The 24,076-nt window shown below is 62.6% G+C and carries 22 protein-coding genes; 5 read left to right on the top strand and 17 right to left on the bottom strand.

Going from position 1 to position 24,076, the window contains the following annotated elements:
* Position 1: 1 nt before the first annotated feature.
* The 3 genes from CK215_RS22210 to CK215_RS22200 all read right to left on the bottom strand — a co-directional run bounded on the left by CK215_RS22210 (position 2) and on the right by CK215_RS22200 (position 3,109).
* On the bottom strand, positions 2-790 hold the full coding sequence (locus CK215_RS22210) for an ATP-binding cassette domain-containing protein (RefSeq protein WP_066993864.1): 789 nt from the start codon (positions 788-790) through the stop codon (positions 2-4).
* Between the two features lie 80 nt (positions 791-870).
* A complete protein-coding gene (locus CK215_RS22205) occupies positions 871-1,842 on the bottom strand; it encodes a YVTN family beta-propeller repeat protein (protein WP_095832169.1) in 972 nt (323 codons plus the stop codon).
* Between the two features lie 19 nt (positions 1,843-1,861).
* Positions 1,862-3,109: an ABC transporter substrate-binding protein gene (locus CK215_RS22200; protein WP_095832168.1), complete on the bottom strand. Its 1,248-nt coding sequence runs from the start codon at positions 3,107-3,109 to the stop codon at positions 1,862-1,864.
* A gap of 438 nt (positions 3,110-3,547) precedes the next feature.
* Here CK215_RS22200 and ftsZ point away from each other — a divergent pair, with 438 nt between their 5' ends.
* From ftsZ to CK215_RS22180, 4 genes are all read left to right on the top strand, one after another.
* Positions 3,548-4,540, top strand: a complete 993-nt coding sequence (gene ftsZ, locus CK215_RS22195) for a cell division protein FtsZ (protein WP_067328519.1) — start codon at positions 3,548-3,550, stop codon at positions 4,538-4,540.
* Between the two features lie 290 nt (positions 4,541-4,830).
* Positions 4,831-6,291, top strand: a complete 1,461-nt coding sequence (locus CK215_RS22190; protein ID WP_210201681.1) for a hypothetical protein — start codon at positions 4,831-4,833, stop codon at positions 6,289-6,291.
* A 191-nt stretch (positions 6,292-6,482) separates the two neighbouring features.
* Entirely contained in the window at positions 6,483-7,313 is an 831-nt protein-coding gene (locus CK215_RS22185; protein WP_095832166.1) for an SIR2 family protein, read from the top strand.
* Between the two features lie 97 nt (positions 7,314-7,410).
* Positions 7,411-8,589, top strand: coding sequence for a beta-glucosidase (locus tag CK215_RS22180; protein WP_095832165.1), 1,179 nt, complete (start codon positions 7,411-7,413; stop codon positions 8,587-8,589).
* Between the two features lie 9 nt (positions 8,590-8,598).
* On the opposite strand, the gene glf is transcribed toward CK215_RS22180, so the two are convergent.
* Positions 8,599-9,735: a UDP-galactopyranose mutase gene (gene glf / locus CK215_RS22175; RefSeq protein ID WP_066993849.1), complete on the bottom strand. Its 1,137-nt coding sequence runs from the start codon at positions 9,733-9,735 to the stop codon at positions 8,599-8,601.
* Positions 9,736-9,737: 2 nt separating this feature from the next.
* Positions 9,738-10,910 (bottom strand): glycosyltransferase, encoded by a 1,173-nt coding sequence (locus CK215_RS22170; protein ID WP_095832164.1) that lies wholly within the window; start codon positions 10,908-10,910, stop codon positions 9,738-9,740.
* A 325-nt stretch (positions 10,911-11,235) separates the two neighbouring features.
* On the opposite strand from CK215_RS22170, the gene CK215_RS22165 reads away from it, so the two are divergent.
* Positions 11,236-12,153: a hypothetical protein gene (locus tag CK215_RS22165; RefSeq protein WP_095832163.1), complete on the top strand. Its 918-nt coding sequence runs from the start codon at positions 11,236-11,238 to the stop codon at positions 12,151-12,153.
* Between the two features lie 30 nt (positions 12,154-12,183).
* On the opposite strand, the gene CK215_RS22160 is transcribed toward CK215_RS22165, so the two are convergent.
* The 12 genes from CK215_RS22160 to CK215_RS22105 all read right to left on the bottom strand — a co-directional run bounded on the left by CK215_RS22160 (position 12,184) and on the right by CK215_RS22105 (position 23,781).
* Complete coding sequence (locus CK215_RS22160; RefSeq protein WP_066993840.1) at positions 12,184-12,600, bottom strand: c-type cytochrome; 417 nt, start codon at positions 12,598-12,600, stop codon at positions 12,184-12,186.
* Positions 12,581-13,459: a cytochrome c oxidase assembly protein gene (locus CK215_RS22155; RefSeq protein WP_095832162.1), complete on the bottom strand. Its 879-nt coding sequence runs from the start codon at positions 13,457-13,459 to the stop codon at positions 12,581-12,583. The genes CK215_RS22160 and CK215_RS22155 overlap by 20 nt, the downstream gene beginning before the upstream one ends.
* Positions 13,456-13,797: a hypothetical protein gene (locus tag CK215_RS22150; protein ID WP_095832161.1), complete on the bottom strand. Its 342-nt coding sequence runs from the start codon at positions 13,795-13,797 to the stop codon at positions 13,456-13,458. Before CK215_RS22150 ends, CK215_RS22155 begins: the two co-directional genes overlap by 4 nt.
* Positions 13,797-14,402, bottom strand: coding sequence for a cytochrome c oxidase subunit 3 (locus tag CK215_RS22145; RefSeq protein ID WP_095782974.1), 606 nt, complete (start codon positions 14,400-14,402; stop codon positions 13,797-13,799). The genes CK215_RS22150 and CK215_RS22145 overlap by 1 nt, the downstream gene beginning before the upstream one ends.
* Complete coding sequence (ctaD, locus tag CK215_RS22140; protein WP_095832160.1) at positions 14,399-16,375, bottom strand: cytochrome c oxidase subunit I; 1,977 nt, start codon at positions 16,373-16,375, stop codon at positions 14,399-14,401. The genes CK215_RS22145 and ctaD overlap by 4 nt, the downstream gene beginning before the upstream one ends.
* Positions 16,372-17,385 (bottom strand): cytochrome c oxidase subunit II, encoded by a 1,014-nt coding sequence (gene coxB / locus CK215_RS22135; RefSeq protein ID WP_245418762.1) that lies wholly within the window; start codon positions 17,383-17,385, stop codon positions 16,372-16,374. Before coxB ends, ctaD begins: the two co-directional genes overlap by 4 nt.
* The gene (locus CK215_RS22130; protein WP_095832159.1) at positions 17,382-17,915 is read right to left on the bottom strand and encodes a c-type cytochrome; all 534 of its coding nucleotides are present in this window, start codon (positions 17,913-17,915) and stop codon (positions 17,382-17,384) included. The genes coxB and CK215_RS22130 overlap by 4 nt, the downstream gene beginning before the upstream one ends.
* Positions 17,912-18,781 carry a substrate-binding domain-containing protein gene (locus CK215_RS22125; RefSeq protein WP_095832158.1) on the bottom strand — a complete coding sequence of 290 codons (870 nt, stop codon included), beginning with the start codon at positions 18,779-18,781 and terminating at the stop codon, positions 17,912-17,914. The genes CK215_RS22130 and CK215_RS22125 overlap by 4 nt, the downstream gene beginning before the upstream one ends.
* Positions 18,762-20,537 (bottom strand): methanol/ethanol family PQQ-dependent dehydrogenase, encoded by a 1,776-nt coding sequence (locus CK215_RS22120; RefSeq protein ID WP_095832157.1) that lies wholly within the window; start codon positions 20,535-20,537, stop codon positions 18,762-18,764. Before CK215_RS22120 ends, CK215_RS22125 begins: the two co-directional genes overlap by 20 nt.
* Positions 20,538-20,638: 101 nt before the next feature.
* A complete protein-coding gene (locus CK215_RS22115) occupies positions 20,639-21,421 on the bottom strand; it encodes a heme-binding protein (RefSeq protein WP_245418761.1) in 783 nt (260 codons plus the stop codon).
* Between the two features lie 463 nt (positions 21,422-21,884).
* Complete coding sequence (locus CK215_RS31390) at positions 21,885-22,190, bottom strand: DUF982 domain-containing protein (protein WP_170950352.1); 306 nt, start codon at positions 22,188-22,190, stop codon at positions 21,885-21,887.
* Between the two features lie 340 nt (positions 22,191-22,530).
* Positions 22,531-23,781, bottom strand: coding sequence for a phospholipase D-like domain-containing protein (locus CK215_RS22105; RefSeq protein ID WP_245322485.1), 1,251 nt, complete (start codon positions 23,779-23,781; stop codon positions 22,531-22,533).
* Positions 23,782-24,076 lie beyond the last annotated feature (295 nt).

Here is a 24,076-nt window from a genome sequence, read left to right as displayed (position 1 = left end):
CTCATGGCGAGATCTCCGCCTGGCCGGCTGCTTCGCCGCGGCTGAGTTTGGAAAAGGCGTCGCGGATCGACGCGGCGCCACTCGCTTGGACCACGTCGGCCACTTTGCCTTTGGCGACCAGGTCACCTTGCCGCAGCACGACGACATGGTCGCCGTCTTCAACCTCGTCGATCAGGTGGGTGGCCCAAAGCACGCCGATGCCCTCGGTTTCGACCAGCTTGCGGATGGTGGCGAGAATGCCCGCGCGCGACTGGATGTCGAGACCCACCGTCGCCTCGTCGAGCAGCAGCAGGGACGGGCGATGGAGCAGCGCCCGGGCGATCTCGATGCGCCGCATCTGGCCGCCGGAAAGGCTGCGAGCCTTGTCATGCTCACGGCCTTGCATGTCGACTCTCTCGATCAGCGCTGCAATGCGCTGTCGGGCTTCGTGCCGTCCGATGCCGTGCAGCGAGGCGTGATAGGAGAGGTTCTGGTATACGCTCAGGTCGAGGTCGAGCGTGCGTGCCTGGAACACGATGCCGACCCGCCTGAGCGCCTCGCCGGACGCACGGCTGACGTCATGGCCGAAGACGCGGATCGATCCTTGGCGCGTGTCGTAGAGGTGACTGATCAGCGAGAACAGGGTCGTCTTGCCGGCGCCGTTGAGACCGAGAAGGGCGGTGAAAGTCGCCGGCGCGATCGAGAACGAGACGTCGTTGAGCGCCCGCTTCGGGCCATAGGAATGGCTGACGCCGGCGACATCGAGTGCCGCCGCTCCGTTCCCCGTTTTCGCCGTCCTCGCATGCTGCATGGATGCTCCTTCAGGATGCTTATCTAGCGCGCTCGACGTCTTTGGCCCCGGCTTCAAGGCCTAATCTTCCGGCTGCTTCTCTATTTGGGCGATATGACCACGCCCCACGGCTGCTGACCCACGGTGACCGACTGAACCGGCTCCTCGGTCGCCGTATCGATGAAAGTAATGTCGTTGGAATTGCCGTTCGTTGTGATCAGTGTCTTCTGATCGGGGGTGAAGTCCAGATGCCAGACGCGCTGTCCGACGAGGATGTATTTTTCAACCTCGTAGGTTTCGGTGTTGATCACTGCGACATGGTTCACCGGGCCGAGCGCGATATAGGCCTTCTTCCCGTCGGCGCTGATGGCGACGCCGACCGGCTGGATGGTTTCGGCTCGCAGTCCGGGAATCGCGAACTTGATCCTCTTCACGACCTGGCGCTTGGCGTTGTCGATGACGCTGACGGTGCCGCCGATCTCGGCACTGACCCAGACCTGCGAGCCGTCGGGCTTGAACGCGGCGAAGCGCGGGCGCGTGTCGACCAGCACGTTGTCGGTTACCTCATGGCTCTCGGTGTCGATGAAATGCGCCATGCTGGTGGTCTCCGAGGTGTTGACCAGGGTCTTGCCGTCGGGGCTGACGGCCATGCCTTCGGGTTCCACGCCGACCGGGATCTCGGACGTGACTTGCTTGCTGTCGAGGTCGATCGCGGTGACCAGATTGTCGTTTTCGTTGGCGACGTAGAGCGTCTTGCCGTCGGGCGAAAGCACGAACAATTCGGGATCGTCGCCGGAGGGCAGCGTGCCGACGACCTGCAGCGTCCTGGTATCGATGATTTGGATCGTATTGTCGTCGCTGGCGCACAAATAGATGAACTTGCCGTCGTGCGAGATGGTGATGCCGCGCGGTCTCTGGCCGACGTCGACGGTCTTGACCACCTGCATCGTCGCCGTGTCGACGACGGTGATCGTATTGTCCTTCTCGTTTGAGACGTAGGCCGTGTAGGCCGATGCCGGGTCGGCCATGACGCCGGTTGCGAGAATGGCGAGTATGCAAGCTCGGCTCTGCACGAATTCCTCCCGATCGGCGCTACTTGAGAACGCATTTCGTTTCCGGCTGATCGATGCCGAGGGTGTCGAGCTCGGAGACCTGGTGGAGATAGCCCTCCTGGGGAGATGTCGAGACGACCGATGTGGCATCGCCAAGCAGGATCGGCTGGCGAAGCTGGAGGTTCCATTTGCGGAAGGTCAGCTTCTGTCCCTTGAAGGCGGCGACCGAGAAGTCGTCCGAGCGGATGTAATCGCTGATCTTTTTCGGATCGTCGCCATTGGTGCGCGTAGTGGCTTCGCCGACGGCCCGCACGGCCGTCCAGGCCGACATGTCCTTGGACATCATTCGCCGGCCTGCTGTCTTCAGGAAGCGATTTTGCATTTGAATGCCGCCCCACTGTTCACTCGCGGGATGCCATGACGATGCCACAAGACCGGCCGTGCCTGCGACGAGCCGCGGCGTCCAGCTGCGGTAGGGCACGTAGCTCCCGAACACCTCGCTTTCATCGGCCACAAGCAGCACGTCATGCTCCGGCAGGTCCTGCGTGAATACCGAAATCTGTTGCTGTATCTGCGTGGCTCCGGTGTCAGTGCGGCGCGCCGTCCCGGTATCCTTGAATTCCTTCTCCGCGACGATCTGCCCGCCGAAGCGGGCTGCCGAGCGGCGCAACGCGTCGGCATAGAGGCGGTCCTCGTCATGCGAGCCGTAGAGCAGCACCCAGTTCGGCCATTTCTTCACCATCAGATACTGCGCCAGAGCGTCGGCGAGCATGCTTCGCGTCGGCGCGATGTGGAAGACGTTTATGCGGCAGTCCTCCTCGCGCAGTCTGTCGTCGGTGGCGCCCACGTTGAAGATCAGCACGCCCTTGTCGCGGGCGATGTCGGCGATCGACAGCAGCTGCTTGGCCGAGAGGTCCGCGAGGACATAGCGTTCGCCTTTGGCAATCAACGCGTTGAATGCCTGAACCGCGTCGGCTTCCGGTTTTATCTCGGTGACATCGAGGCTGAATTTCTGCTTGATGAACTTGCCCGTGGTGTTGTTGTCGCCAATGGCGACATTGGCGCCGGCGACACCTTCGTCACGCGGCGGGGCGTCCAGCAGGGAAAGCGTCAGGCGCGGCGCGTAGGCCCGTAAATAGCCTATCTTGATTTCGGTTATCTTCTCGTCCGGCTTGATCGCTCCGGCCGGCTGCACGGTCGGTTGCTGGGCGAACGCACGTGGAGCAGCAGCGGTCAGGGCCAGAAAGCACAAAAGGGCCGCCAAGGTGCCCGACACCGCGCTTGTCATCGACGAATTACCGTTCTTGCGCCTAAGTCCGATCGTTTGCCGGACCAGCGCGAAGTCAAGGTGCCCCAAGGCGAACTTAGAGAACCGGCGGGATTTATCAACCTCGTGAGCAGGACGTCTCCGGCTCTGCTTGCGACGGATCGCGGTCCTCAGGGCAGCTGGCCGCGCGAAGGTCCGAAGCGGCCCGGACGTATCTCAGGGAAGAGGACGCGGGCTGCTTCGACTGAACCATTTGTCTTTCGTCGCCCCCCGCACCGGCACCGGTTCACGCAGGGTTGCGCTCGGACCACGGCGCTCCTGAAGCAAAACTTGCGATTTGACGCCCTCAGCTTGACCTTGCGGGGAGGCCTGTCCTCTGATTCCCTGATCTTGGCGGGACCATCTGATTCGTTTGCTAGTTGCTCTGGCGCAGCCACTGCGTCCCGTAGAGAGATCACAATGACTGCCAAGCCGGAAATCCTGGAGATGAGACCTAAGATCACCGTTGTCGGGGTCGGCGGCGCTGGCGGAAACGCCGTCAACAACATGATCGCTGAAGGCCTGCAGGGGGTCGAGTTCGTCGTCGCCAATACCGACGCCCAGGCGCTCACAATGTCAAAGTCGCCGCGGCTGATCCAGTTGGGTGCGCATGTGACCGAGGGCTTGGGCGCCGGATCTCTCCCCCACGTCGGCAGCGCGGCCGCCGAGGAATCCATCGACGAGATCATGGATCATCTTGCGGGAACGCATATGTGTTTCATCACGGCGGGCATGGGCGGCGGCACCGGGACTGGCGCCGCGCCCGTTATTGCGCGTGCGGCGCGCGATGCCGGCATTTTGACAGTGGCCGTCGTTACCAAGCCTTTCACGTTCGAGGGCAAGCGCAGGTCCCAGGCCGCCGAAGAGGGCATAGAACGCCTTCGCGAAAGCGCCGACACCGTGATCGTCATCCCCAACCAGAACCTTTTCAGGGTCGCCGACGCCAGGACGACATTTGCCGATGCCTTCGCTATGGCGGACCGTGTTCTCTACGCCGGTGTCGGCTGCATCACGGATCTCATCGTGAAGGAAGGCCTGATCAATCTCGATTTTGCCGACGTGAAGTCGGTGATGCGGGACATGGGCCGGGCGATGATGGGAACCGGTGAGGCCTCGGGGGAGGGCCGCGCAAGGACGGCGGCCGAGGCAGCAATCGCCAACCCGCTGCTCGATGAGGCTTCCATGACGGGCGCCAGAGGCTTGCTGGTATCGATCTGCGGCGGCACGGACATGACGCTCTTCGAGGTCGACGAAGCCGCGACACGGATACGGGAAGAGGTCGACGCCGACGCCGACATTATCGTCGGCGCCATCTTCGACCAGGCGTTGGCGGGAAAATTTCGGGTGTCGGTCGTCGCGACGGGTCTGCGGAAGAGCGAAGACATGCCGCAGCTTCAGCAGAGGATCGCCTGAAGCCGGCCTTCCTGGTTGGCGAGATCCCGCGGCGAATCTCTGCTCGTCGCTATGACTTGACTTGGTTGGCTTTCGGTGGCCTGCCCAGGCCCCTACGGCCGGGATCGCGGCGAGCGATCGTAGCTAGGGTTTTCAGTCGAACGAACTGGAGCAGATCAGCTGGCCGTTTTCTGTAACGGGCCATTCTCTCGGCGATGAGGCCCGGGCGGGCTGCGATTTTTGCGCCGGCGCCGGTGAACATTTTTCCCCTGAGACAGTTTGGAGTGCCTTGGGGAATACCGGAAAGCCACTTGGACAACACGGGATTAACGGGCAGCACGACCAGTGACGCGGAGGGCGTACTCGCTGTCCGGTCCGCGGGTCTGCAGTGGATCACGGTGGCCGGCTCGTATTTCGCCACTGAGGACGGCGAGCCGTGGATGCCGATCGGGCAGAATGACGCGATAAGCTGGCCTGAGCTAAATGGGCTGTTCCGGCGCAAGGACATAGCCGGCGTGGAGGCTCACCTCCGCTGGCTTAGGCAAAGCGGCGTCACCTGCCTCAGGCTGATGCTGGAATACGCTCAGGTCCGCCACCGCTACTTCGAGCGGCCGCTCGGTCGCTTCGTCCCTGCCATGGTGCGGCTGTGGGACGATCTTTTTCGTCTCTGTGAAAAGCACGGCTTGAGGATACTGCTCACCCCGTTCGATACATTTTGGCAGTGGCGGCACTGGCGTCATCACCCCTATAATCAGAGGAACGGCGGCGAGCTGGATCGGCCCTCGCGCTTTCTGGTCTGCACGGCCACGCGCCGCGCCATCAAGGCAAGGCTGGAATTCGCGGTGCGCAGATGGGGCGGCAGCGGCGCGCTCTTCGCTTGGGACCTCTGGAACGAGATCCATCCCGAGCAGGCCGAAGGCAGCGCCGACGATTTCGGCGACTTCATCCACGATCTCGGTGCTTTCGTTCGCCGGCTGGAGATTTCGCTCTACGGCCGCTCCCACCCGCAAACGGTTTCGCTCTTCGGACCGGAGCTTCGCTGGCGGGCGCACATGCCGCTCCGCGAACCCATCTTCCGGCATCCGGATCTCGACTTCGCCTCCCTCCACATCTACGAGGAGGGCACGATCGATCATCCCCGCGACACAGTGGCCCCGGCGCTCGGCCTGGGGCGGATCGTCGGCGAGGCCCTGGCCGAAACTCGCGATGGCCGGCCGTTCCTCGACAGCGAACATGGCCCGATCCATACCTTCAAGGACAAGAAGATCACGCTGCCGGAGCCGTTCGACGACGAATATTTCCGCCATATGCAATGGGCGCACCTGGCTGCCGGCGGTGCCGGTGGCGGCATGCGCTGGCCGAACCGTACGCCGCATGTGCTCACACCCGGCATGCGGCGGGCGCAGCGCTCGCTGGCGGGTTTCCTGCCGCTGATCGACTGGAGTCGGTTCCGACGTGTCCATCTCTGCGGCCGGGTGCGGGTTTCCCGCCCCGATGTCGCGGCGGTAGCCTGCGGCGACGATGCCCAGGCGGTGGCCTGGTTGGTGCACCGCGAAACGATCGGGCCCAACGGCATGCTGCAGGCCGACGTGCAAACCGAGCCCGTCATGATCGACCTGCCTGGGCTGGCTCCGGGTAGCTACCGCATAGTCGGCTGGGATACTGCGGCCGGCACGCAAGCGGCGGAATGGCGGGCGCAAGCGGACGGTAGGTTGAAGCTGGAGGTGCCACCGTTCGCGACCGATGTCGCGCTCGCGATCCGCCGATGCTGAGAGGGACCGAAGCCAGCCCGTCCGTCTCTGCTTTGCCTTGCTCGATGGCAGCTCCGAGACCTTGCCGAGACCGACCGGGAGTATCGGCGGTCTTCTAGATTTTCGCGGCTGAGCGGGGAACACTTCATCCACCTTCGGGTTCGGAAGTTATGCGTCATGCGCCGCCCGCGGCAGCCCGCTCAGCTTCGGCAATGAACGAGGACCCGATTATTCCACTCGCAAAAGCGATCCGAGAGCGCAATGCGGTGCTCTTTGTCGGAGCTGGTGTTTCGATGAGCGTGGGGCTGCCTTCCTGGGAGAAGCTGATTGAACGCATGGCGAGCGAACTCGGCCTGGATGGGGCGAGACCGCGTGATCGCTTCCAAACCCTGGCCGAGTATTACCGGATCAAGCATGGCAGCATCGGGCCGTTGCGCAGTTGGATGGACAGGCACTGGACCGTGACGAGGGAGAAGATTCGGGAGTCCGAACTGCATCGTCTGATCGTCGCGCTGGATTTTCCGGTGATCTACACCACCAACTATGACCGGAACCTCGAAGTCGCCTTTGAGATACACGGCCGCGCATACGTGAAGGTGGCAAATGCTAGGGATGTCTCGAAGGCTCGCCGGGACGTCGCGTGCATCGTGAAATTCCACGGCGACTTCGATGACGATTCCTCGCTGGTCCTTACGGAAACGGACTATCTCGATCGGCTATCCTTCGATTCGCCGCTCGATGTGCGATTTCGTTCCGATGCGCTCGGCAGCACGGTTCTGTTCGTCGGCTATAGCTTGTCGGACCTGAACATCCGGCTGCTGTTGCATCGGCTTTGGCAGACATGGAATCGATCGGGCTACGAGGCGGATCGGCCGCCGTCATTCATTTTCATGGCGAGCCGGGACCCTGTCGAAGAAGCCGTGCTGGGGCGTTGGGGTATCTCCGTGCTCACACGCGACAACGACGATCCGGAAGTCGGCCTCGTGAGTTTCCTCAGTCGGCTGGCCGAGGTTGTGAACGATCAGGAGATCACGCTGGGCTGAACGCCGTTCAGCACGCGGCAAGAACGAAGAATTTGCCCAACCCAAAGAGGGTTTCGGCCGTTGGTCGATCGTGCCGGCCAATGCAAGGAGTAGGAATGTGCCGCAAGCCGTTAGCCCAAATGTGAATCCGGCTGCCAGCGCGGTCACATTCGACAGTTTTTTCATGGGCGGTTTCGAATGCTCCTCGCACCGGCGAAAGGATGGCGTGCGTCTCGATCTCGTGCGGGCGACTGGCCATGATTCTCACGCAGAACGCGACTATCGCGGCTGCGCGAACCTTGGCCTCAGAACTGTTCGTGACGGGCTACGCTGGCACCTGATCGAGAAGGCGCCGGGCGTGTACGATTGGTCGAGTTGGGCGCCGATGATCGAAGCGGCAAATGTCGCCAGCGTTCAGGTCATCTGGGATGTCTTTCACTACGGAACCCCCGATTATCTTGACCAGGGCGGGAAGGAACTGATCGAGCGCTATGCCGATTTCGCAGCGGAAGCTGTCCGGTTGCATCGGGCCATCAGCGGGAAGCCTGCGCTCGTCTGCCCGATCAACGAGATATCGTTCTTCGCCTGGGCAGTCGAAGTGGGCTATTTTCCACCGGCCGGCCCAAGGCGAAGGGGTTGGTTCAAACGCCACCTCGTCAAGGCTGCCGTGCAAGGCATACGAGCCATGCGCCAAGCGGATCCAGAATGCCGGTTCATCTGGGCCGAGCCGCTTATTCACATCGCGCCGCGCGATCGAAGCCGCGCGGAGATGCGGGCGGCTGAAAAAGTCCGACAGGGACAGTTCGAAGCGTACGACATGCTGATGGGGCGCGTCGAGCCGCAGCTTGGGGGCAGCGAAGATCTCATCGATGTCATCGGTCTGAATTTCTACCCGCACAATCAGTGGTACCTGCACGGGCCAACAATCCCGATGGGGCATCACGAATACCGGGCTCTGTCGGAAATGCTCGTCGAGGTCGCCCAGCGCTACCGACAGCCGATGTACATTGCGGAGACCGGTGCGGAGGGATCGGGGGGCCCGGCATGGCTTCACTATGTGTGCGACGAGGTGCGGGACGCCGTGAGCCAAGGCGCGCCGGTGGAGGGAATCTGCCTTTATCCGATCACGGCTTACCCGGGATGGGACAATTCACGCCACGCCGAAGTTGGCCTTTTCTCCGTCATCCATGCGGATGGATCGCGTCGCACCCGTCAGCCGATGGCCGATGAACTGGCGAGGCAGCAGAGGCTGTTTGAGAAGCATTCTCGATCCACGCAGCCTTGCATGCCGGAGTAGCAAGCGGCTTTAGCCCGGCACAGCCATTGCCGGCTGCAAGGCGCCTCCAATTGGGACCGTCTTCTGAATGCGGGCGAAAGTAGCCAGAGCCTGACCCACGACCTGGTCCATATTGTAATAGCGGTACGTCGCAAGGCGTCCGACAAACCAGACATCCGGGCGACTGGCGGACAAGGCTTCATATTGCTTGTAGAGCGCTTCGTTTTCCGGCCGGGGCACCGGGTAATACGGATCGCCAATGTCGGTCGGGTATTCATAGGTGAGGCTTGTCCGGGCGTTCTTCTGGCCGGTCAGATGCTTGTACTCGGTGATCCGGGTGAAGTCCTCCGTTTGCGGATAGTTGACCACAGCGACCGGCTGGAACTGTTCGCATTCGACGGTCACGTGCTCGAAACGCAGTGAGCGATACGGCAGGCGGCCAAGTCTCCAGTCGAAGAATTCGTCGACAGGGCCGGTGTAGATCAGCTTGCGGAACGGAATCCGGTCCCGGACCTCACGATAATCGGTCTGCAGCATGATCTTGATATTGGGATGGTTGAGCATGCGCTCGAACATGCGCGTGTACCCGTTCGCGGGCATGTGCTGGAAGCTGTCGCCGAAGTAGCGGTCGTCGCGGTTGGTCCTGGTCGGAACCCGGGCGGTTACCGATTTGCTGAGCTGGGAGGGGTCTACGCCCCATTGCTTCCTGGTGTAGCCGCGGAAGAATTTCTCATAGAGTTCCCGTCCGACAGTGCTGACCACGACGTCCTCGGCCGTGTGGACTTCCTCGATGGTCTCGCGGCGAGACGCGAAGAAGTCTTCCAGTTCCACCGGATCCAAATCGAGACCATAGAGGCGGTTGATCGTATCGAGATTGATGGGGATCGGGAGAAGCATTCCGTCGACCGCCGCCAGCACACGATGTTCATACGGCCGCCATGTCGTGAAGTGTGACAGATAATCCACGATGGACCGCGCATTTGTATGGAATATGTGCGGCCCGTAGCGGTGGATGAGGATGCCTGCTTCGTCGTAGCAGTCATAGGCGTTGCCACCGATGTGATTGCGGCGATCGATGAGGAGAACGCTTTCTCCCCGCTGCGAGGCAATCCGTTCGGCGAGAACGCTGCCGGCGAAGCCGGCGCCGACGATCAGCCAGTCGAACATGGTCAGGCGCTCCTGCGGAACGGGACGACCTTTTTCCGAGCACTGGCGTTCCTGATGTGAGCGGCCATGCCATTCCATGTGCGCTTCCAGGACATGTCCGCGAGATAGGCATCGACCTGCTGAAGCCGCGCCTCGCGCGATTGGGTAAGGACGGATCGCAGCTTGGTGTCGACGTCCTCGGCGTCCACTATGTCGACGAGCCCGGCTGCGCCGTAGGTTCGCACAACATCGACGATTGCTGTTGAGACCACCGGCAGGCCAGCGGCGAGGAACTCAGGCGTTTTTGTCGGGCTGATGAAGCGAGTGGCCTCGTTGAGCGCGAACGGCATCCAGCCGGCGTCCCAGTGGCGCAGATAATCTGGAAGGTCGGCATAGCCTTTCCCGCCGAGCCAATGCAGATTGTCCGCTGTCGGCAGGCTGCTCGGGTCGATCTTGACCACCGGACCGAGCATGACGAAATGCACGTCTGGCATCGCCTTGGAGGCCTGGGCCACGAGATCGATGTCGAGGCGCTCGTCGATGACGCCGAAGAAGCCCACCCGTGGATGAGGAATGCCGAATTGATCGGCAGGGTCCTTGCCGGGTGTCCTTGCCTTGTGGAAGTGGCTGACGTCGATGCTGCTCGGAAACGGATAGATGGCACGGTGCTGGCAGCGCTTCGCTTCAAAGAGGCTCAAGCCGCCGGTGAAGACCACGTCGGCGCGCCCGAAGAGCGCTCGCTCCATCATGGCCAGCTCGGTTGGCGCATTCTTGAACGCCGAAAGTTCGTCCATGCAGTCATAGACGCAGACATCGCAATTGATGTGCGCGCTGAAGCGTAGGGCCATGGGCGTGTAGTACCAGGCGGTCAGGTTAGTGTGCGGCGTCGTAGCGATGATCCGGTCGAGATATTTGCGCTGCACGGCATCAGCTCTGGCCGGGCTTGTGCCAGTTGGAAGCAGAGGAGTCGCGACCCGAATTGCCGGCGCCACCTCTGAGAAACGCATCGAGGGATGCGAGCGCTCCTCGAAAACAGGTTCCTCGAAATAGATAATCTCATGTTCCTTCGCGGCCAAGGTAAGAATATGTTGTGGACGCTGATAGACAAAATTCCATCGTAAATGAGAGAAGCATATCAGTAAGTCTTGCGTCTTCGTGGTTTTTCTGCGAGTTGGTATTCTTATTGCCGCGTCCATACAAATTTTCCCTAGTGGCAGCCGAGATTATATTGCGATTAACATTTGTTAATCGCAGGCAGCGGAGACGAGATCCACCTTTCCGTCTAACTTTCCGTCGAATAACTTGTTCCAGCCGCGAACCGTTAAAGCGGCGAAGGATCACGCCGCGGTGCTGCTGCCCCTTTGGGAGGTGGAGCCAAGATTCGCACGCAGGTTCCTGGGGACGGTCACTCGGTGGCCGTATTTCGGTAGCATGGGCAGCTAAGCTGTTCGACGGCTCCAACGATTCGCCTGGACCGGAGCCAAACGAGCCTCAAACGGCCGGCAATTGCTGGGGCAAGTGATGAAGATCGAGTTCGAGACGAATGTGTTCCCGCTCTTCCATCCGCAGGCGGTGGATGATCTCAAGGATCCATGCCCCGTCTTTGACGGCAGGCTTTGGCACGTCTTCGGCTCGAGCGGCACGGTAACAACCGAGAGCTGGAAGATACTTCACGTAACCGCGCCGGAGCTGCATGGTCCCTGGACGGAGCACGAGCCCATCGAGCTTCCTGTCACAGGATCGGGCGTTGCCGCGCCCGGTGTTGTCTACGAGCTCGGCGTCTTCCACATGTTCATCCAGACCGAGTTCATGAAGTCCGGCGGCCGCTGTGAGCACGCGGTGTCGAATGATGGCTTCAACTGGGTGGTGCTCAACCCGGCAATCCTGTCGATCCCTGGCACGGACGAAGATGGGATCTATGATCCGCATCCGGCGATCATCGGCGGCAAGCGCTACATCGTCTATTCCGGCATGCCGAAATTCAGTCGTGTGCCGCAACCCGATGTCTACCTGGCGCGCAGCCAGTCGGACTCGTGGTTCGGACCTTGGAAGCGGCTGGGCAGGATCCTCGACCATAGTGAGATCCCACACCACAATACGCGCGATGATCCCGACTACGAGTGGGGGATCGAAGGCGCCCAACTGGTCGAGCTCCCCGATGGCCGCGTGCTTCTGAACGCCACGTGCTTCCTTCCGCGGGGAGCGCGAGGAAGCCGACAACGCGTGTTTTTCGCCATCGCCGCCGAGGTTACCGGACCCTACGTTTCGATCGGTCCGGTTCTTGATCCAGGCGGGCCAGGAGAAAACGGTCACTCGACCGTCATGATCGAGGGCGAACAGCTAACGCTTTTTTATCAGAGCCGTGTCGCGGCGACGAACCATCGCTGGCGATATGGCCTCGCCAGATGCGATATCAGCGTCCTGTCGAAGGTTGCGTGACAGCCCGGGTTCCGACGCGGCGGGGTTCAATCATTTCAAAGCATAGAGATAGGCCGCGATATCACGCGCCTGCTGCTCGGTGATCCTCGTCGATGGCATGGCGGTGTGCGGATTAATCTCTCTGGCGCCGCGTATCCAGCGGATCAGGTTCTCCGGATTGTTCGCCAGCACGCCGCCGATAATGACCCGGCCGGCGAGGCTGGCGTCGAGGCGCGGGCCGACCTGACCTTGCGCGCCCGGCACGCCAGGGATCGTATGGCAGCCGGAGCAGCCGTTCGCGGTCATGATCGGAATGGCGCGCGCGCCCACGCCGCCGGTTGCCGCATCCGACTCGTGCCGGACACGATCACGCCGGTCGGCCCATAGGGCCACGGCGGCGACGGCTACGGCAACTACGATCATGGCGGCGAGGGCGCCGGCGATCAGTCTAGCCAGATCGGAGCGCATGCGTCGCCTCCCTGGTTCCGCTCTTGCTTATCCAGAGGCCGGCGAGCAGCAAAGCGGCTCCGCCATAGATCAGGCCAGCCGGAACCCACATCACCAGACCCGCAAGCTGCTGGTCCTCGATCGGGCTTAAACCCCACAGCGCTGCGCCACCGGCATTTTCCGGATACCAGAGTTTGGGCGACAGCAGCAGCAGCACGCCGAGCAGGCCGGTGTGCATCGAGGTGAAGAAGAGATGCATGACAGCGCTGCCATAGGCCTGCTGCCGACCGGAACGGGGCAGAAGCGCCCACCAGAACAGCAAGGCAGTGCCGAGGAAGCTCGCATGCTGGGTATAGTGCAGCACGCCCCGCTGCAGGGCTGCCTCGAACAGGAACGGGATGTGCCAGATCCAGATGGCGATCGCGTGGATGATTGTTGCGTTGAGAGGGCGGCTGGCGAAGGCCCAGACCGCCTGCAGCATCTTGCCATGCGTGAGCCTTCCCGTTCTCTGCCGAAACGCGACCGGTAATGCCCATACCAGGGCCGCGCCGGGGCGGGCTGCAACCAGCAGCGGAGCCGCCAGCGCCATAAGCAGCTCGTGCTCGATCATGTGAGCGGCAAAGACCCGCTCGCCGAGCGCATGGATCGGGCTGACCAGCGCTCCCGTCAGCACGCACCACCCTGCGGCGAACAGCAAGGTTTGTCGTATCCGCTCTGGTCGGCCTCGGCTGCTGCGGCGCCACAGCCGGTTGGCGCCGGTCGCATAGATGAGCGCGAGCGCAGCGAGCGGAAGCGTGATGGGAAGGGCAAGCGTCCACCCGGCCTCGGGCGCGCCGGCGCCGTAGCAGATCGAGGTCGAGAAGAACGCCTCGAAGCTCATCGCAGGCACTCGTCGAGGATGAGCGCGGCGCTGCCCTGCATGACGATGACGAGGGCAAACAGCAAAGCCGAAAGCATGCCGAGATCGGCGATGAATCGCTCGGTGCTGCGTGTACGCTCCGGTTTGAAGGCGGCGCCGCCTTGCCGCTTTGCCTGCCACGACAGGACGCCGCCGAGGAGCGAAAACACCGCGAGCACCAGTGCGACGGGAAGCACGACCGGGACCTGGCGATTACATTGCCAGGGCACCAGCGCGTAATTCAGCTGCGTAGAGATGGCCCAGGCCAGAGGCCCCGACACGAGACCACCCCAGGACGTTCCCAAACGCAGCGCGCGCATCAGCCTAGCCTCGGGACCCAGTAGATGAGCAGATAGATCGGGATCCAGGTCAAGACCACGAAATCCCAGTAGAAGACGTTGTCGCCGACGTCGCCAAAACGCCGGCCGCTATAGGCGTGGCGCGTGAACATCAGCACGGTCAGAACGATCGTGTCGCCGACGTCGGTGATCAGATGGATGGTGTGCAGCCCGAGCAGCACCCACAGCATCGAGCCATAAGCGTTGGTGTCCCAATAGATGTTCAGGGCCGGAAACTCGAACCAGCGCACGATGAGCGGCACGCTGCCGAGCAGCGACATCACCGCCATGCCGATCCGCACCGGCCCGATGGCGCATTGCTTGGCGTAGCGGTTGAGGAGGTGGTTCGGCACCAGGCTGACGATGAGAAGCAGCGTCACGATCGTTCCCGGCCAATGGTTGGGCTCCGGGGCGCTCAGACGCCAGTTGGGCCACAAGGTCGCCAGATAGAGATAAGCGCCGGCCGCCAGCGCAAAGCCCATTCCTTCCAACGCCATGAAACCGAGCGTGCCCCACCAGGTCGGGCTGCGCGGACCAAGCCCGAAGCTTGGCAGGCCCGACAGATCGGCGGCGGGACGCTGCTTCATTCCTCGTCCTCCGGCGTATCTTTCGGCCAGAACCAGCCGATCAGGGTGATCGCGATCGGCGCGGCGCCCCAGACGATCGCCCAGGGCGTGAAGATCGAATACAGAAAGGTGCCGCCGACAGCGATCGCAGCGACCAGGGGCCAGATCGACGGCGTCGCCGATTTCTCGCGGATATCGGGATGCGCTTCCGCCACCGTCGAGATGAGGAGCTCGCGCACATCGACGCGAAGACCGGTCGCGACGGGAAGGGCCTCGCGTTCGGCCCAGAGCGGCTCGACATTCGTGACGATTGGAATGCGCGCGAAATTATAGCTTGGAGGCGGCGAAGACGTGGCCCATTCCAGCGTGCCGGCATCCCAGGGATTGTCGCCGGCCGGCGCGCCTTTCAAGGCGCCATGCACGAGGTTGAAGGTGAACAGCACGAAGCTCAGGAAGAAGAGCACCGCGCCGCCGGTGATGAACAGGTTGATGTTCCCCCAGCCAAGCTCGGCCGGATAGGTATAGACCCTGCGCGGCATGCCCCACAGGCCGACAAGGTGCATCGGGAAGAAGGCCGCGTTGAAGCCGATGAAGGCCAGCCAGAAATGCCAGCGTCCGAGGCGCTCGCTCATCATGCGGCCGGTGATCTTGGGGAACCAGAAATAGGCGGCACCCAGCAGTGGGAAAACCGAGCCACCGATCAGCACATAGTGGAAATGCGCGACGACGAAATAGGTGTCGTGCACCTGCAGGTCGAGCGGCACCGAGGCCAGCATGACACCGGTGAGACCGCCAATGACGAAGATGAAGAAGAAACCGAAGACGAAGAGCAACGGCGTGCGGATCACCGGTCTGCCGTCCCACAAGGTCGCCAACCAGCAAAAGATCTGCACGCCGTTGGGAATGGCGATCAACATGCTGGATGCCGTGAAGAAGCTTGCACCGAGCTTCGGCAATCCCGTCGCGAACATGTGGTGGACCCAGAGACCGAACGACAGGAAGCCGACCGCGATCAACGACAGGACCAGCCCGAGATAGCCGAACGCCGGCCTTCGAGCGAAAGCGGGAATGATCGCGGAGACGATGCCTGTCGCCGGCAGGAAGATGATGTAGACCTCGGGGTGACCGAAGAACCAGAACAGGTGCTGGAACAGCAGGGCGTCGCCGCCCTCCGCTGGATTGAAAATATGCGTTCCGACCAGTCGGTCGAGGATCAGGAAGGTCGAGGTGATCATGACCGCCGGCATGGCGAAGACGACGACGAATGAGGTCACCAGCAACGCCCAGACATAGAGCGGGATCTTGTCCAGCGACATGCCTGCCGCACGCTGCTTCAATACGGTGACAATGGTCGCGACGGCGACCGCCAGCGATGAGACCTCGGTATAGGTGATCATCTGCGCCCACACGTCGGCGCGCTTGCCGGGACTGAATTCGGGACCTGACAGCGGCACATAGGCGAACCAGCCGACATCCGGCGCCATTGCAAGGGCGAAGGACACCCAGGCGAAGAGACCTCCCGAGACATAAATCCAGTAACTGAACGCGTTCAGGCGCGGAAAGGCGATGTTGCGGCTGCCGACCATCAGCGGCACCAGATAGATGCCGGTCGCCTGCACGATGGGCACGGCAAACAGGAACATCATGGTGACGCCATGCATGGTGAACAGCTGGTTGTAGAGGTCCGGCCCGATCAGGCCGCGTTGCGGTCCCGAAAGCTGGATGCGCATGGCGACGGCGCTTAGCCCGCCCAGGCACAGAAACCCGAATGCCGTGATCAGATAGCGCCTTGCGACGACCTTGTGATCAACGCTGGACAACGCGCCGATGATGCCGGGCGGCGTCCGCCATGTGCGCGCGAGCCAGCGGTGAAGGCTGGCATCGTCCATGCCGGTGTCGCGCGGCCCATCACGTTCGGGGGCAACGTCGCCCTTGGCAGTCGCCTCACGTTCCGGCGGCAGGTCGCGTTCGCTGGCCAGGTCCGCGCTGCTCATTTCAGGCCCTCGAGATAGGCGACGATCGCGTTGAGCTCGTCGCCATTGAGCTCGACCACCGGCATGTGGGAGCCGGGCTTGATGCCTTGCGGATCGGCTATCCAGGCGGCGAGATTGCCGCGGCTCATCGTCAAGGTTCCCGCGGCAAGCGTTTGCCGGCTGGCAATATGGGTGAGATCCGGAGCGACCGTTCCGCCCGCGGGCGTGCCGCCGATCTTGTGGCACATCACGCAGGGACGCTTGAGAAACAAGTCCGCGCCCGCCTTCGCCTCGTCGCCCGTCGGGGCCGCGGCCGGCTGCAGCTGGTCGTTCCACCAGGCGTCGAACTTTGCCCGCGGCTCGGCGATGATAAAGGTGCCCATGTTCGCATGCTGCGCGCCGCAGAACTCGGCGCACTGGCCGCGATAGGTTCCGGGCTTGTCCGCCTTGATATCCAGCACGTTCATGTGACCGGGGATGAGGTCGAGCTTGCCGGCCAGACTTGGGATCCAGAAGGAATGGATCACATCGGTCGAGGTCAGAAGAAGCCGCACCGGCTCGCCGGCGGGGATGTGGATTTCGTTCGCCGTCGTCAGGATGCGGCTCGGCGTGGCATCCTCATAGCGCACCTCCCACCACCACTGGTGCCCGGTCACCCGAATGGTGAGCGCAGCGTCCGAGCCGATCGCCGCAAGCGTCCTGTTGGCGAAGAAGCTGAGCAAGGTCAGCCCGACCAGCGTCGCGGCGGTCAGCCCGACAGCGATGACCACAACGCGCAATTTGCGATGGTCGGCGCCGGCGTCGAGCATGAGCGGCTCGGTGCGCCTGAGCGGCCGCATCAACAGCGGTGCGGCGAGAGCGATCATCACCAGCACCCACACCACCGCGCAGAGCCCTGTGAAGAACCAGATCAGCCATGCCAACTCGCTCGCCGCGGGGCCTTTCGGGTCGAGGGCCGATTGCCAGCCCGCGCATCCCTGGAGAGAAAGGACGCTTGCCGCCGCAAACGCCATCGAGGCGAGGCGTTTCACGGCGACTTCCCCAAGGTGGCGGCATCCGGCATGCGGTTTTCCGACGGATGGGGCATCATGTCGTCATTTCGCTGTGGCGCAGCGGAGGAGGGCGCGTTGCCGCTTAGCGAACGCACGAAGGCCGCCAGTTCCCAGATCTGATCGTCGGGGATCTTGTTGCGGAAGCTTGGCATGCCGTTCGGGCGCCCGTCGCGGATGGTGGCGTGAATGCTTTCCATCGAGCTGCCATAGATCCATTTCTGGTCCATCAGCGCCGGGCCCATGCCGCCGCCGCCATTGGCGTGGCATCCCGAACAGTTGAACCAGCCGAACAGGCGCTTGCCCTCGCTGAGATGGAAGGCGTTGGCCTCGAAGCTCGCCGCCTTGTTGTTGCTGGGGGAGGGCCTTTGGCCGCCAGGTTCCAGCGTAGTCACGGGCGTCGGCTGCCCGCCGGAGCCGAGTGAAGATTGCGGGCGCGTGTCCCGCTCCTCACGCTGGCATGCCGCCAAGGCAAGCGTCACGCACAGCAGCGTCGCGAGACCCAGCCTCATCGCACCGGGCTCCCGGCGATGTCGAGAAGCGGAACGCCATATTGCGTCAGAACCGCGTCGATCTCGGCCTTGTGCCTGGCTAGAGCGCTATTCACATCACCGCGCAGAGCATCGTCCTCGCGCCGAACGCCCATCGAGATGTCGTACATCAGCGGCAGTTGCGGTCCATCGATGCGAGGTGTAACCGGTGTGATCCGGAGCGGCACCTTTTGCTTCGTAGCGAAATAACCGGCGAGCGGGCCCCAGACCACGGCGACGTCGACCTCGCCGCTCGCGACAGCTTCGACGATGCGCGCCGCAGGGTTGGGAGCGGAATAGTCTCCGTAGACCGGGTAGCCGACGAGATGTCCGACAATGCCGCGACGGCCAAGCGCCTGAACGGGGGGCGAATTGGCGCCGTCATCGCCGATGAGCTGAACGCCGATGCGCATGTCGCGCAGCCGTGGATCGTTAAAGGACGTTACGTCCGGCCCATCCTGTCGTGCGACAAAGACGTAGGAGGATCTGTAATAGGGCGAGGTGGTGCGCAGCATTTCGACATTTGCGGGCGTTCCGAGCACCAGATCGCAAAGCCCGGCTTTCAGCGTGTTGCGAACGAAGCCGCGGCGCTGCGCCCACCAGGTGTAGGTAAGCTTGGCGCCAAGGTCGGCCGCAACGATCTCGGCGATCTTGTTCTCGAAGCCTTCGCCGCTGGCGTCGGAGAACGGCATGTTGTTGGGATCGGCGCAGGCGCGCAGTTCTCGCGCATCCGCCGCGCCGGCCAGAACCAGACAGACCAGCGCGACGAGACCGGCCACGAGGGCCCGCAGGGAGGATCTTTTCGCCAGTGCCGTCGGTTTGAATGCATCAAGGCAGTCGGAACACATAGAGCGTGCCTCCCGCCGTTGTCACGTTTTTCAAGTCCTTCATCGCGTTGACGAAACCGAGCGCAGCAGTGGCATCGCGCGGGTCGAGATCGCCCGAGACGATGGCGCCGGCCCAGCCGCCAACGCCGGACAGGATCGCGACATATTGGTGTCCGTCGGGGCCGCGATAAGTCACCGGCTGGCCGATGATGCCGGAGGAGGTCTTGAACTGCCAAAGCAGCTCGCCGGTCTTCGCGCTGACGGCCTTGAACCAGCCCTCCATGGTTCCGTAGAAGACGACATCGCCGGCGGTTGCCACCGCGCCGCTCCATACCGGGAAGTTTTCCTTGAGGCTCCAGGCCGGTTTCTCTGCGGCAATGTCCCAGGCAGTGAAGGCGCCGCGATTGCCGCCGGGGCCTGGGATCATTCGCACGTTCATTCCGACATAGGGCGTGCCGGCGATGTAGTTCACCTCGACGCCTTCCTCGTCCATGCACAGATTGTTGTGCGGGATATAGAGCAGGCCCGTCTTCGGCGAGAAGGCCGAAGGCTGCCAGTCCTTGAGCCCCGAGGCGGTCGGGCAGATGTCGCGGACAACCTTGCCGGTTCCGGTCTTCTTGTCCGGGTTTTCCATCAACCTGCCGGTCTTGAGGTCCACACCCTTGCTGGAGTTGACGGGGCCATAGGGTTTTGCGGACAGGACCTCGCCGGTGTTGCGATCAAGGACGTAGAGATAGCCGTTGCGCTCCGGCCGGACCAGCACCTTGCGCGACTTGCCCTGCCAGTTCATGTCGAGCAGGATTTGCTCATTGATGCCGTCATAATCGTGGAGATCGTGCGGGGTCCACTGATAGAACCATTTCGCCGCTCCGGTATCGGGATCGCGGGCAAAAATGCCCGATGTCCATTTATTGTCGCCGGGACGCAGATCCGGATTCCAGGGCCCCGGATTGCCGGTGCCGTGGAAGATCAGATTGAGATCGGGGTCATAGGAGATCCAGCCCCACATATTGCCGCCGCCGATTTTCCAGGCCTCGGGCGGCCATGTCGTCACACCAAGGTCCTTGCCCTTGTCCATGTCGTAATGCGGCTTGAAATCCGGGCCGATCAGCACCTCCTTGTCGGGGCCCGTGTTGTAAGCCGTCCAGACGACATGGCCATCGCCAGCGTCGAGCGCCTTGACCCAGCCGCGTACGCCCATCTCGCCGCCCGAATTGCCGACGAGCACTTTGCCCTTCACCACCAGCGGCGCCATGGTGAGGGTCTCGCCGACATTGATGTTGCCGACATGGGTGTTCCAGATCGGCTGGCCGGAGTTCGCATCGAGCGCGATCGTGTGGCCGTCCAGCGTGTTGAAGAAGACGCGCCCGTCGGCGAAGGCGGCGCCGCGATTGACGACGTCGCAGCACGCCACCCCTTGTGCCGCGGGCTCGGGATTGGGTTCGTATTTCCACTTGATCGGTGCGCCAGGTTTGGAGAGGTCGAGCGCGTAGACGATGTTGGGAAAGGGCGTCACGATGTACATCGTGCTGCCGACGACAAGCGGTGCCGCTTCCTGGCCCTTGTTCACGCCGGTCGAGAAGGTGAAGGCGACCTGCAGGTTCTTGACGTTGCCTTCATTGATTTCCGCGAGCTCGCTGTAGCGGGTCGAAGCATAGTTCTTGGCCGGCATCGTCCATTGGCCGTCGTCGGGCGGGGCGGCGGAGGCCGGCGGCGAGATCGCGGGCGTCGACGGCGACTCCGAGGCGGCCATCAGAACTGGGAGACAGGCCAGCATCGTCGCTCCAACAATGCTTGATCCCGCATATTGCCGCGCAGCCCGGGTGAGGCGAGCGCGTCGGGATTGCGCAGACCTCGCTGTCAACTGTCGCACTACCTTCATTTCGGCACCGAGCCTCCAACGCCGGCGCCCAGTTCCGCGGCTATGTCGGCCTCGCGCCCGGCGCAAAGCCGATGACCCCAGCCGGATGCGCTTTTGCCGCCTGGGTCGAGGTCGTAGATGATGGCGTCCTTGCGATTGGGGTTGACGCCTGCCGGAACCTTGTCGAGGCCGAGCGCGGCGCGGACGCGCCAGGCGACGTTGTGGTCGGCGCAGGAGGAATCGCCGCTGACCCCGAGGCCGCCGACGATCGCCTTGCCGTCGTACAGGGCCAGGCCTCCGCCGAACACCACCACGCCTCCGATCGGTTTGCCGATCAGCGGATCATTGGAGCTGCCGAATGTCTCGGCGTCGCCGGCGTAAGCCGCCGCCTGATTGACGGGGTTGGTGGCCTGCAGGCCGAACAGCGGCCCGCCTGGTTGCACCCCGGCATAAAGATTGGCGGTCGACAGGGCCATATTCGCCAGGCTGAGCCCGTTGGCCGTGTTGGCCTTCTCCGCCGCGACCAGCCGGCTGCCGGGCCATTGCGCGTCCACGGTAGGGCCGCTGAAGGCGACGGCGCAGACCGTACCGTCACGGGCAACGATCGCGGCCCATTCATTGGTCTCGAAGCCGCCATTTGCCGGCCCGCCACTCGCCTTGACATTGCCCTTCAAGGCCGACAGCAGTTTGTCGTGATCGGCCGGGCAGGGCGCTTGCGCCCAAGCGGGATCGTACGGCAGCACCGCGATGGCCAAGAGCAGGAGGCCAAGAGCGGCCGACGGAGACTGGCGGAAATGCATGGCGCTTCGGAACACCTTGTTCAACGCGGACAACAAGGGAAACAGAAATCTGGCGGCAGAAACTCCGGTCTCGCCGTTCTGCAAGCTGATCCTGCTCTTGCTGCGCGAAACCGAACGGACAACGAGCCCCTTTGTTCCTGCTGCCCAGAAAGGGACTGCAAGAAATGCGTGTGGCAGGTGCATCCATATCGAAGTCCGGCCCAACAGCACCAAGGACCTGGCGGTGCCATCACCGCCTCCTGGGAGGCGGCCAGCGTTCCTCGATCGCTGCAGCCGTCAACAGCAGGAGGTACGCGGCTGCTTGGTCTTGCGACATGTGCAGTAGAGGAACCAGCTGTGCCGCCCTGCGTTGGACGGGCAATGGAGCAGCTTCGTTCAGATTTCGCGCCGATCGCACAGCCCGGTTACTGGCTGGCCCTGCTGCTTTTGTTGCTTCCCTATGGGGTCGGCGTGTTCTTCCTCATCAGGACGTGCCACTGCCTGTGACTTGATCCGCTGCCTCGGCGGCGTCGAGCTCGAGGCAAGGCGCGCTCGCGCAAATCCCGGTCTGGATCGCCCAGCTGACGAACACTTTCCTGGCCGCGGCGACCGGCCCGCGGCCATCATATGCCGCGCAGCAAGCGTCGCTGGCCAAACCGTGCAGGCGGCACCGCTTCTCGAACGGCCACTCCTCCAGGAATTCGATGGCGTCCATCGCGCAACGGATTTTTCTCACGCCAAATGGCACGTCATCAACAAGGACAGGTTCAGCGAACACATCAGTGCTCATTGCGCCTGGTTCTGCCGCGCCGTGGTCGTGACCATAGTTGTCGCTTTGCCGAGAAATCAAAGCACGCCCAACGGGCTCCCCGAAGACATTTGGGCCCATGACCTTCCTCCGCTTGATGCGCCAATCGCCGGCAGGCCAAACAGATGCTCGGCAAGGTGTTGGGCATGTGCCGGCGGCGCTGAGGTGAAATATTGGAAGCGCGATTTTCGGCGTCAAGAGCCGCCCTGTGGCGGCCGACCCTGGCTCACCTGGGGTGGGTTGGCAACTCGGCCGATCTGGGTGACGGGCGGCCGAAGAGACAAGCAGCGGCTGGTGTTTTGCGTTCGGCTCCATGGGCTGACTAGAGCTGCGCGTGGAGCGTGCTGGCCAGCCAATCGGTGAACTTTTCGCGCATGGGACGTGATCTCCATTCGGCAAGGCTGATCTGCCTCGAGCGCTTCAGATCTTCGTTGAACAAGTCGATCTGCGTTCGTGCGAATTCCTTGCCATAGACGTTGAGCGTGGCCTCATCGTTCAAACGCAAAGACCGCTGGTCCAGGTTGGTGGAACCGAAGCTCGCCCAGACGTCGTCCACGATCAGCAGTTTGGGGTGATACATCGTGGGCTGAAACTCGTAGATCCGCACCCCGGCCTCGAGCAATTTGCCCCAGAAATAGCGCGAAGCTTTGCGGACGATCGGAACATCCGTCAGGGAATTGGGAACGATCACATCGACGGCGACGCCTCTTTTTCTGGCGTCCAATATCTGCTGCAGGGCGATGTCGTCCGGGACGAAATAGGCCATGCCGATGCGCAGGTGGTCTTTGGCCGCGGCTATGGCGGCCAGCATCATCAGCTCCATGTTTTCGGAGCCGTTCGGCTGCGAAGAAAGGATCAGCTGGGCACGGAGCGCACCCGCGGCTTCGGGCGGCAGGTAGAAGTTCTCGCCCTGCAACGTCTCGCCCACTGTTTCCAGCCAGTTCTCGGCGAAGGCCGCCTGGAACCCGGGCACAGCAGGCCCTTCGATCTGGTAGTGCGTGTCGCGCCACTCATTGGGGTTGCGCGCATCTCCCAGCCAGTTGTCCGCGATGCCGACCCCGCCTGTGAAGGCGACTCGCCCGTCCACAATGAGCAGCTTGCGATGCGTTCGGTTATTGACGCGGTCGAGCGTGTACCAGTGGATCGGCCGATAGCGCTCGAACCGAACGCCAGCACTCGTCATGATTTGGATCAGCTTCTCATCGAAGGGAAGACTGCCAAGCCAATCGACGAGTACGCGCACTTCGACACCCTCTCGGGCTTTCGCAGCCAAAGACGTGGCGAACTCGTAGCCGACCGAGCCCGACCAATAGATGTAGGTTTCCATGTTGATGGTCTTTCGGGCCGAACGGATCGCTTGCAGCATGGCGGGAAAAATCTCGTCGCCGTTGACGAGGGTCTGCACGGCGTTCGCCTCGAACATCTGCCCCTGCGAATAGCTGCTCATGCTCCTTGCGAATTGCGGATCTGCCGCATCGAAACGGTGCGGCACGATGGTGCGGATGACACGGGTCTCCGGAATCAGGTTGATCGCGAGCAGCGTGACCAGACTGGCGACAAGCGCGACGGCCAAATACTTGAGGCTGCTGAGCAGCCTCCGCCGGTTCCGACCAAATCTCACCTTTCACGCGCCCGCTGGAGGCGCCAGGGTGGCCGCCCCATACCAATTCAGACTTCGGCGATCGAAAACGACACACAGTGCTGCGTGGGCCAGCAGCACCAGGAATGCGGCGGGACGGGACGATAAAGTGCCGATTGAGGTGAGGAAACTCGTTATCGGGTGATTTGCCATGCTCAAGAACTGTTGATCCTGACGCAGGTTCCAGCCTTGAGCCGGGTGTCCGAAGTGCAAGCCTGAAGCTATAACA

Origin of the sequence: Mesorhizobium sp. WSM3864 (assembly GCF_002294955.1) — a bacterium.
Lineage (GTDB): Bacteria > Pseudomonadota > Alphaproteobacteria > Rhizobiales > Rhizobiaceae > Mesorhizobium.
This window is presented reverse-complemented; position numbering and strand designations above follow the sequence as displayed.

Bases quoted from the DNA above. Each gene is read 5' to 3' on its own strand.
- CK215_RS22210 (WP_066993864.1), bottom strand. From the start codon at position 790: ATGCAGCATGCGAGGACGGCGAAAACGGGGAACGGAGCGGCGGCACTC.
- CK215_RS22200 (WP_095832168.1), bottom strand. From the start codon at position 3,109: ATGACAAGCGCGGTGTCGGGCACCTTGGCGGCCCTTTTGTGCTTTCTG.
- ftsZ (WP_067328519.1), top strand. From the start codon at position 3,548: ATGACTGCCAAGCCGGAAATCCTGGAGATGAGACCTAAGATCACCGTT.
- CK215_RS22185 (WP_095832166.1), top strand. From the start codon at position 6,483: ATGAACGAGGACCCGATTATTCCACTCGCAAAAGCGATCCGAGAGCGC.
- glf (WP_066993849.1), bottom strand. From the start codon at position 9,735: ATGTTCGACTGGCTGATCGTCGGCGCCGGCTTCGCCGGCAGCGTTCTC.
- CK215_RS22170 (WP_095832164.1), bottom strand. From the start codon at position 10,910: ATGGACGCGGCAATAAGAATACCAACTCGCAGAAAAACCACGAAGACG.
- CK215_RS22165 (WP_095832163.1), top strand. From the start codon at position 11,236: ATGAAGATCGAGTTCGAGACGAATGTGTTCCCGCTCTTCCATCCGCAG.
- CK215_RS22160 (WP_066993840.1), bottom strand. From the start codon at position 12,600: ATGCGCTCCGATCTGGCTAGACTGATCGCCGGCGCCCTCGCCGCCATG.
- CK215_RS22155 (WP_095832162.1), bottom strand. From the start codon at position 13,459: ATGAGCTTCGAGGCGTTCTTCTCGACCTCGATCTGCTACGGCGCCGGC.
- CK215_RS22150 (WP_095832161.1), bottom strand. From the start codon at position 13,797: ATGCGCGCGCTGCGTTTGGGAACGTCCTGGGGTGGTCTCGTGTCGGGG.
- CK215_RS22145 (WP_095782974.1), bottom strand. From the start codon at position 14,402: ATGAAGCAGCGTCCCGCCGCCGATCTGTCGGGCCTGCCAAGCTTCGGG.
- ctaD (WP_095832160.1), bottom strand. From the start codon at position 16,375: ATGAGCAGCGCGGACCTGGCCAGCGAACGCGACCTGCCGCCGGAACGT.
- CK215_RS22130 (WP_095832159.1), bottom strand. From the start codon at position 17,915: ATGAGGCTGGGTCTCGCGACGCTGCTGTGCGTGACGCTTGCCTTGGCG.
- CK215_RS22125 (WP_095832158.1), bottom strand. From the start codon at position 18,781: ATGTGTTCCGACTGCCTTGATGCATTCAAACCGACGGCACTGGCGAAA.
- CK215_RS22120 (WP_095832157.1), bottom strand. From the start codon at position 20,537: ATGCTGGCCTGTCTCCCAGTTCTGATGGCCGCCTCGGAGTCGCCGTCG.
- CK215_RS22115 (WP_245418761.1), bottom strand. From the start codon at position 21,421: ATGCATTTCCGCCAGTCTCCGTCGGCCGCTCTTGGCCTCCTGCTCTTG.
- CK215_RS31390 (WP_170950352.1), bottom strand. From the start codon at position 22,190: ATGAGCACTGATGTGTTCGCTGAACCTGTCCTTGTTGATGACGTGCCA.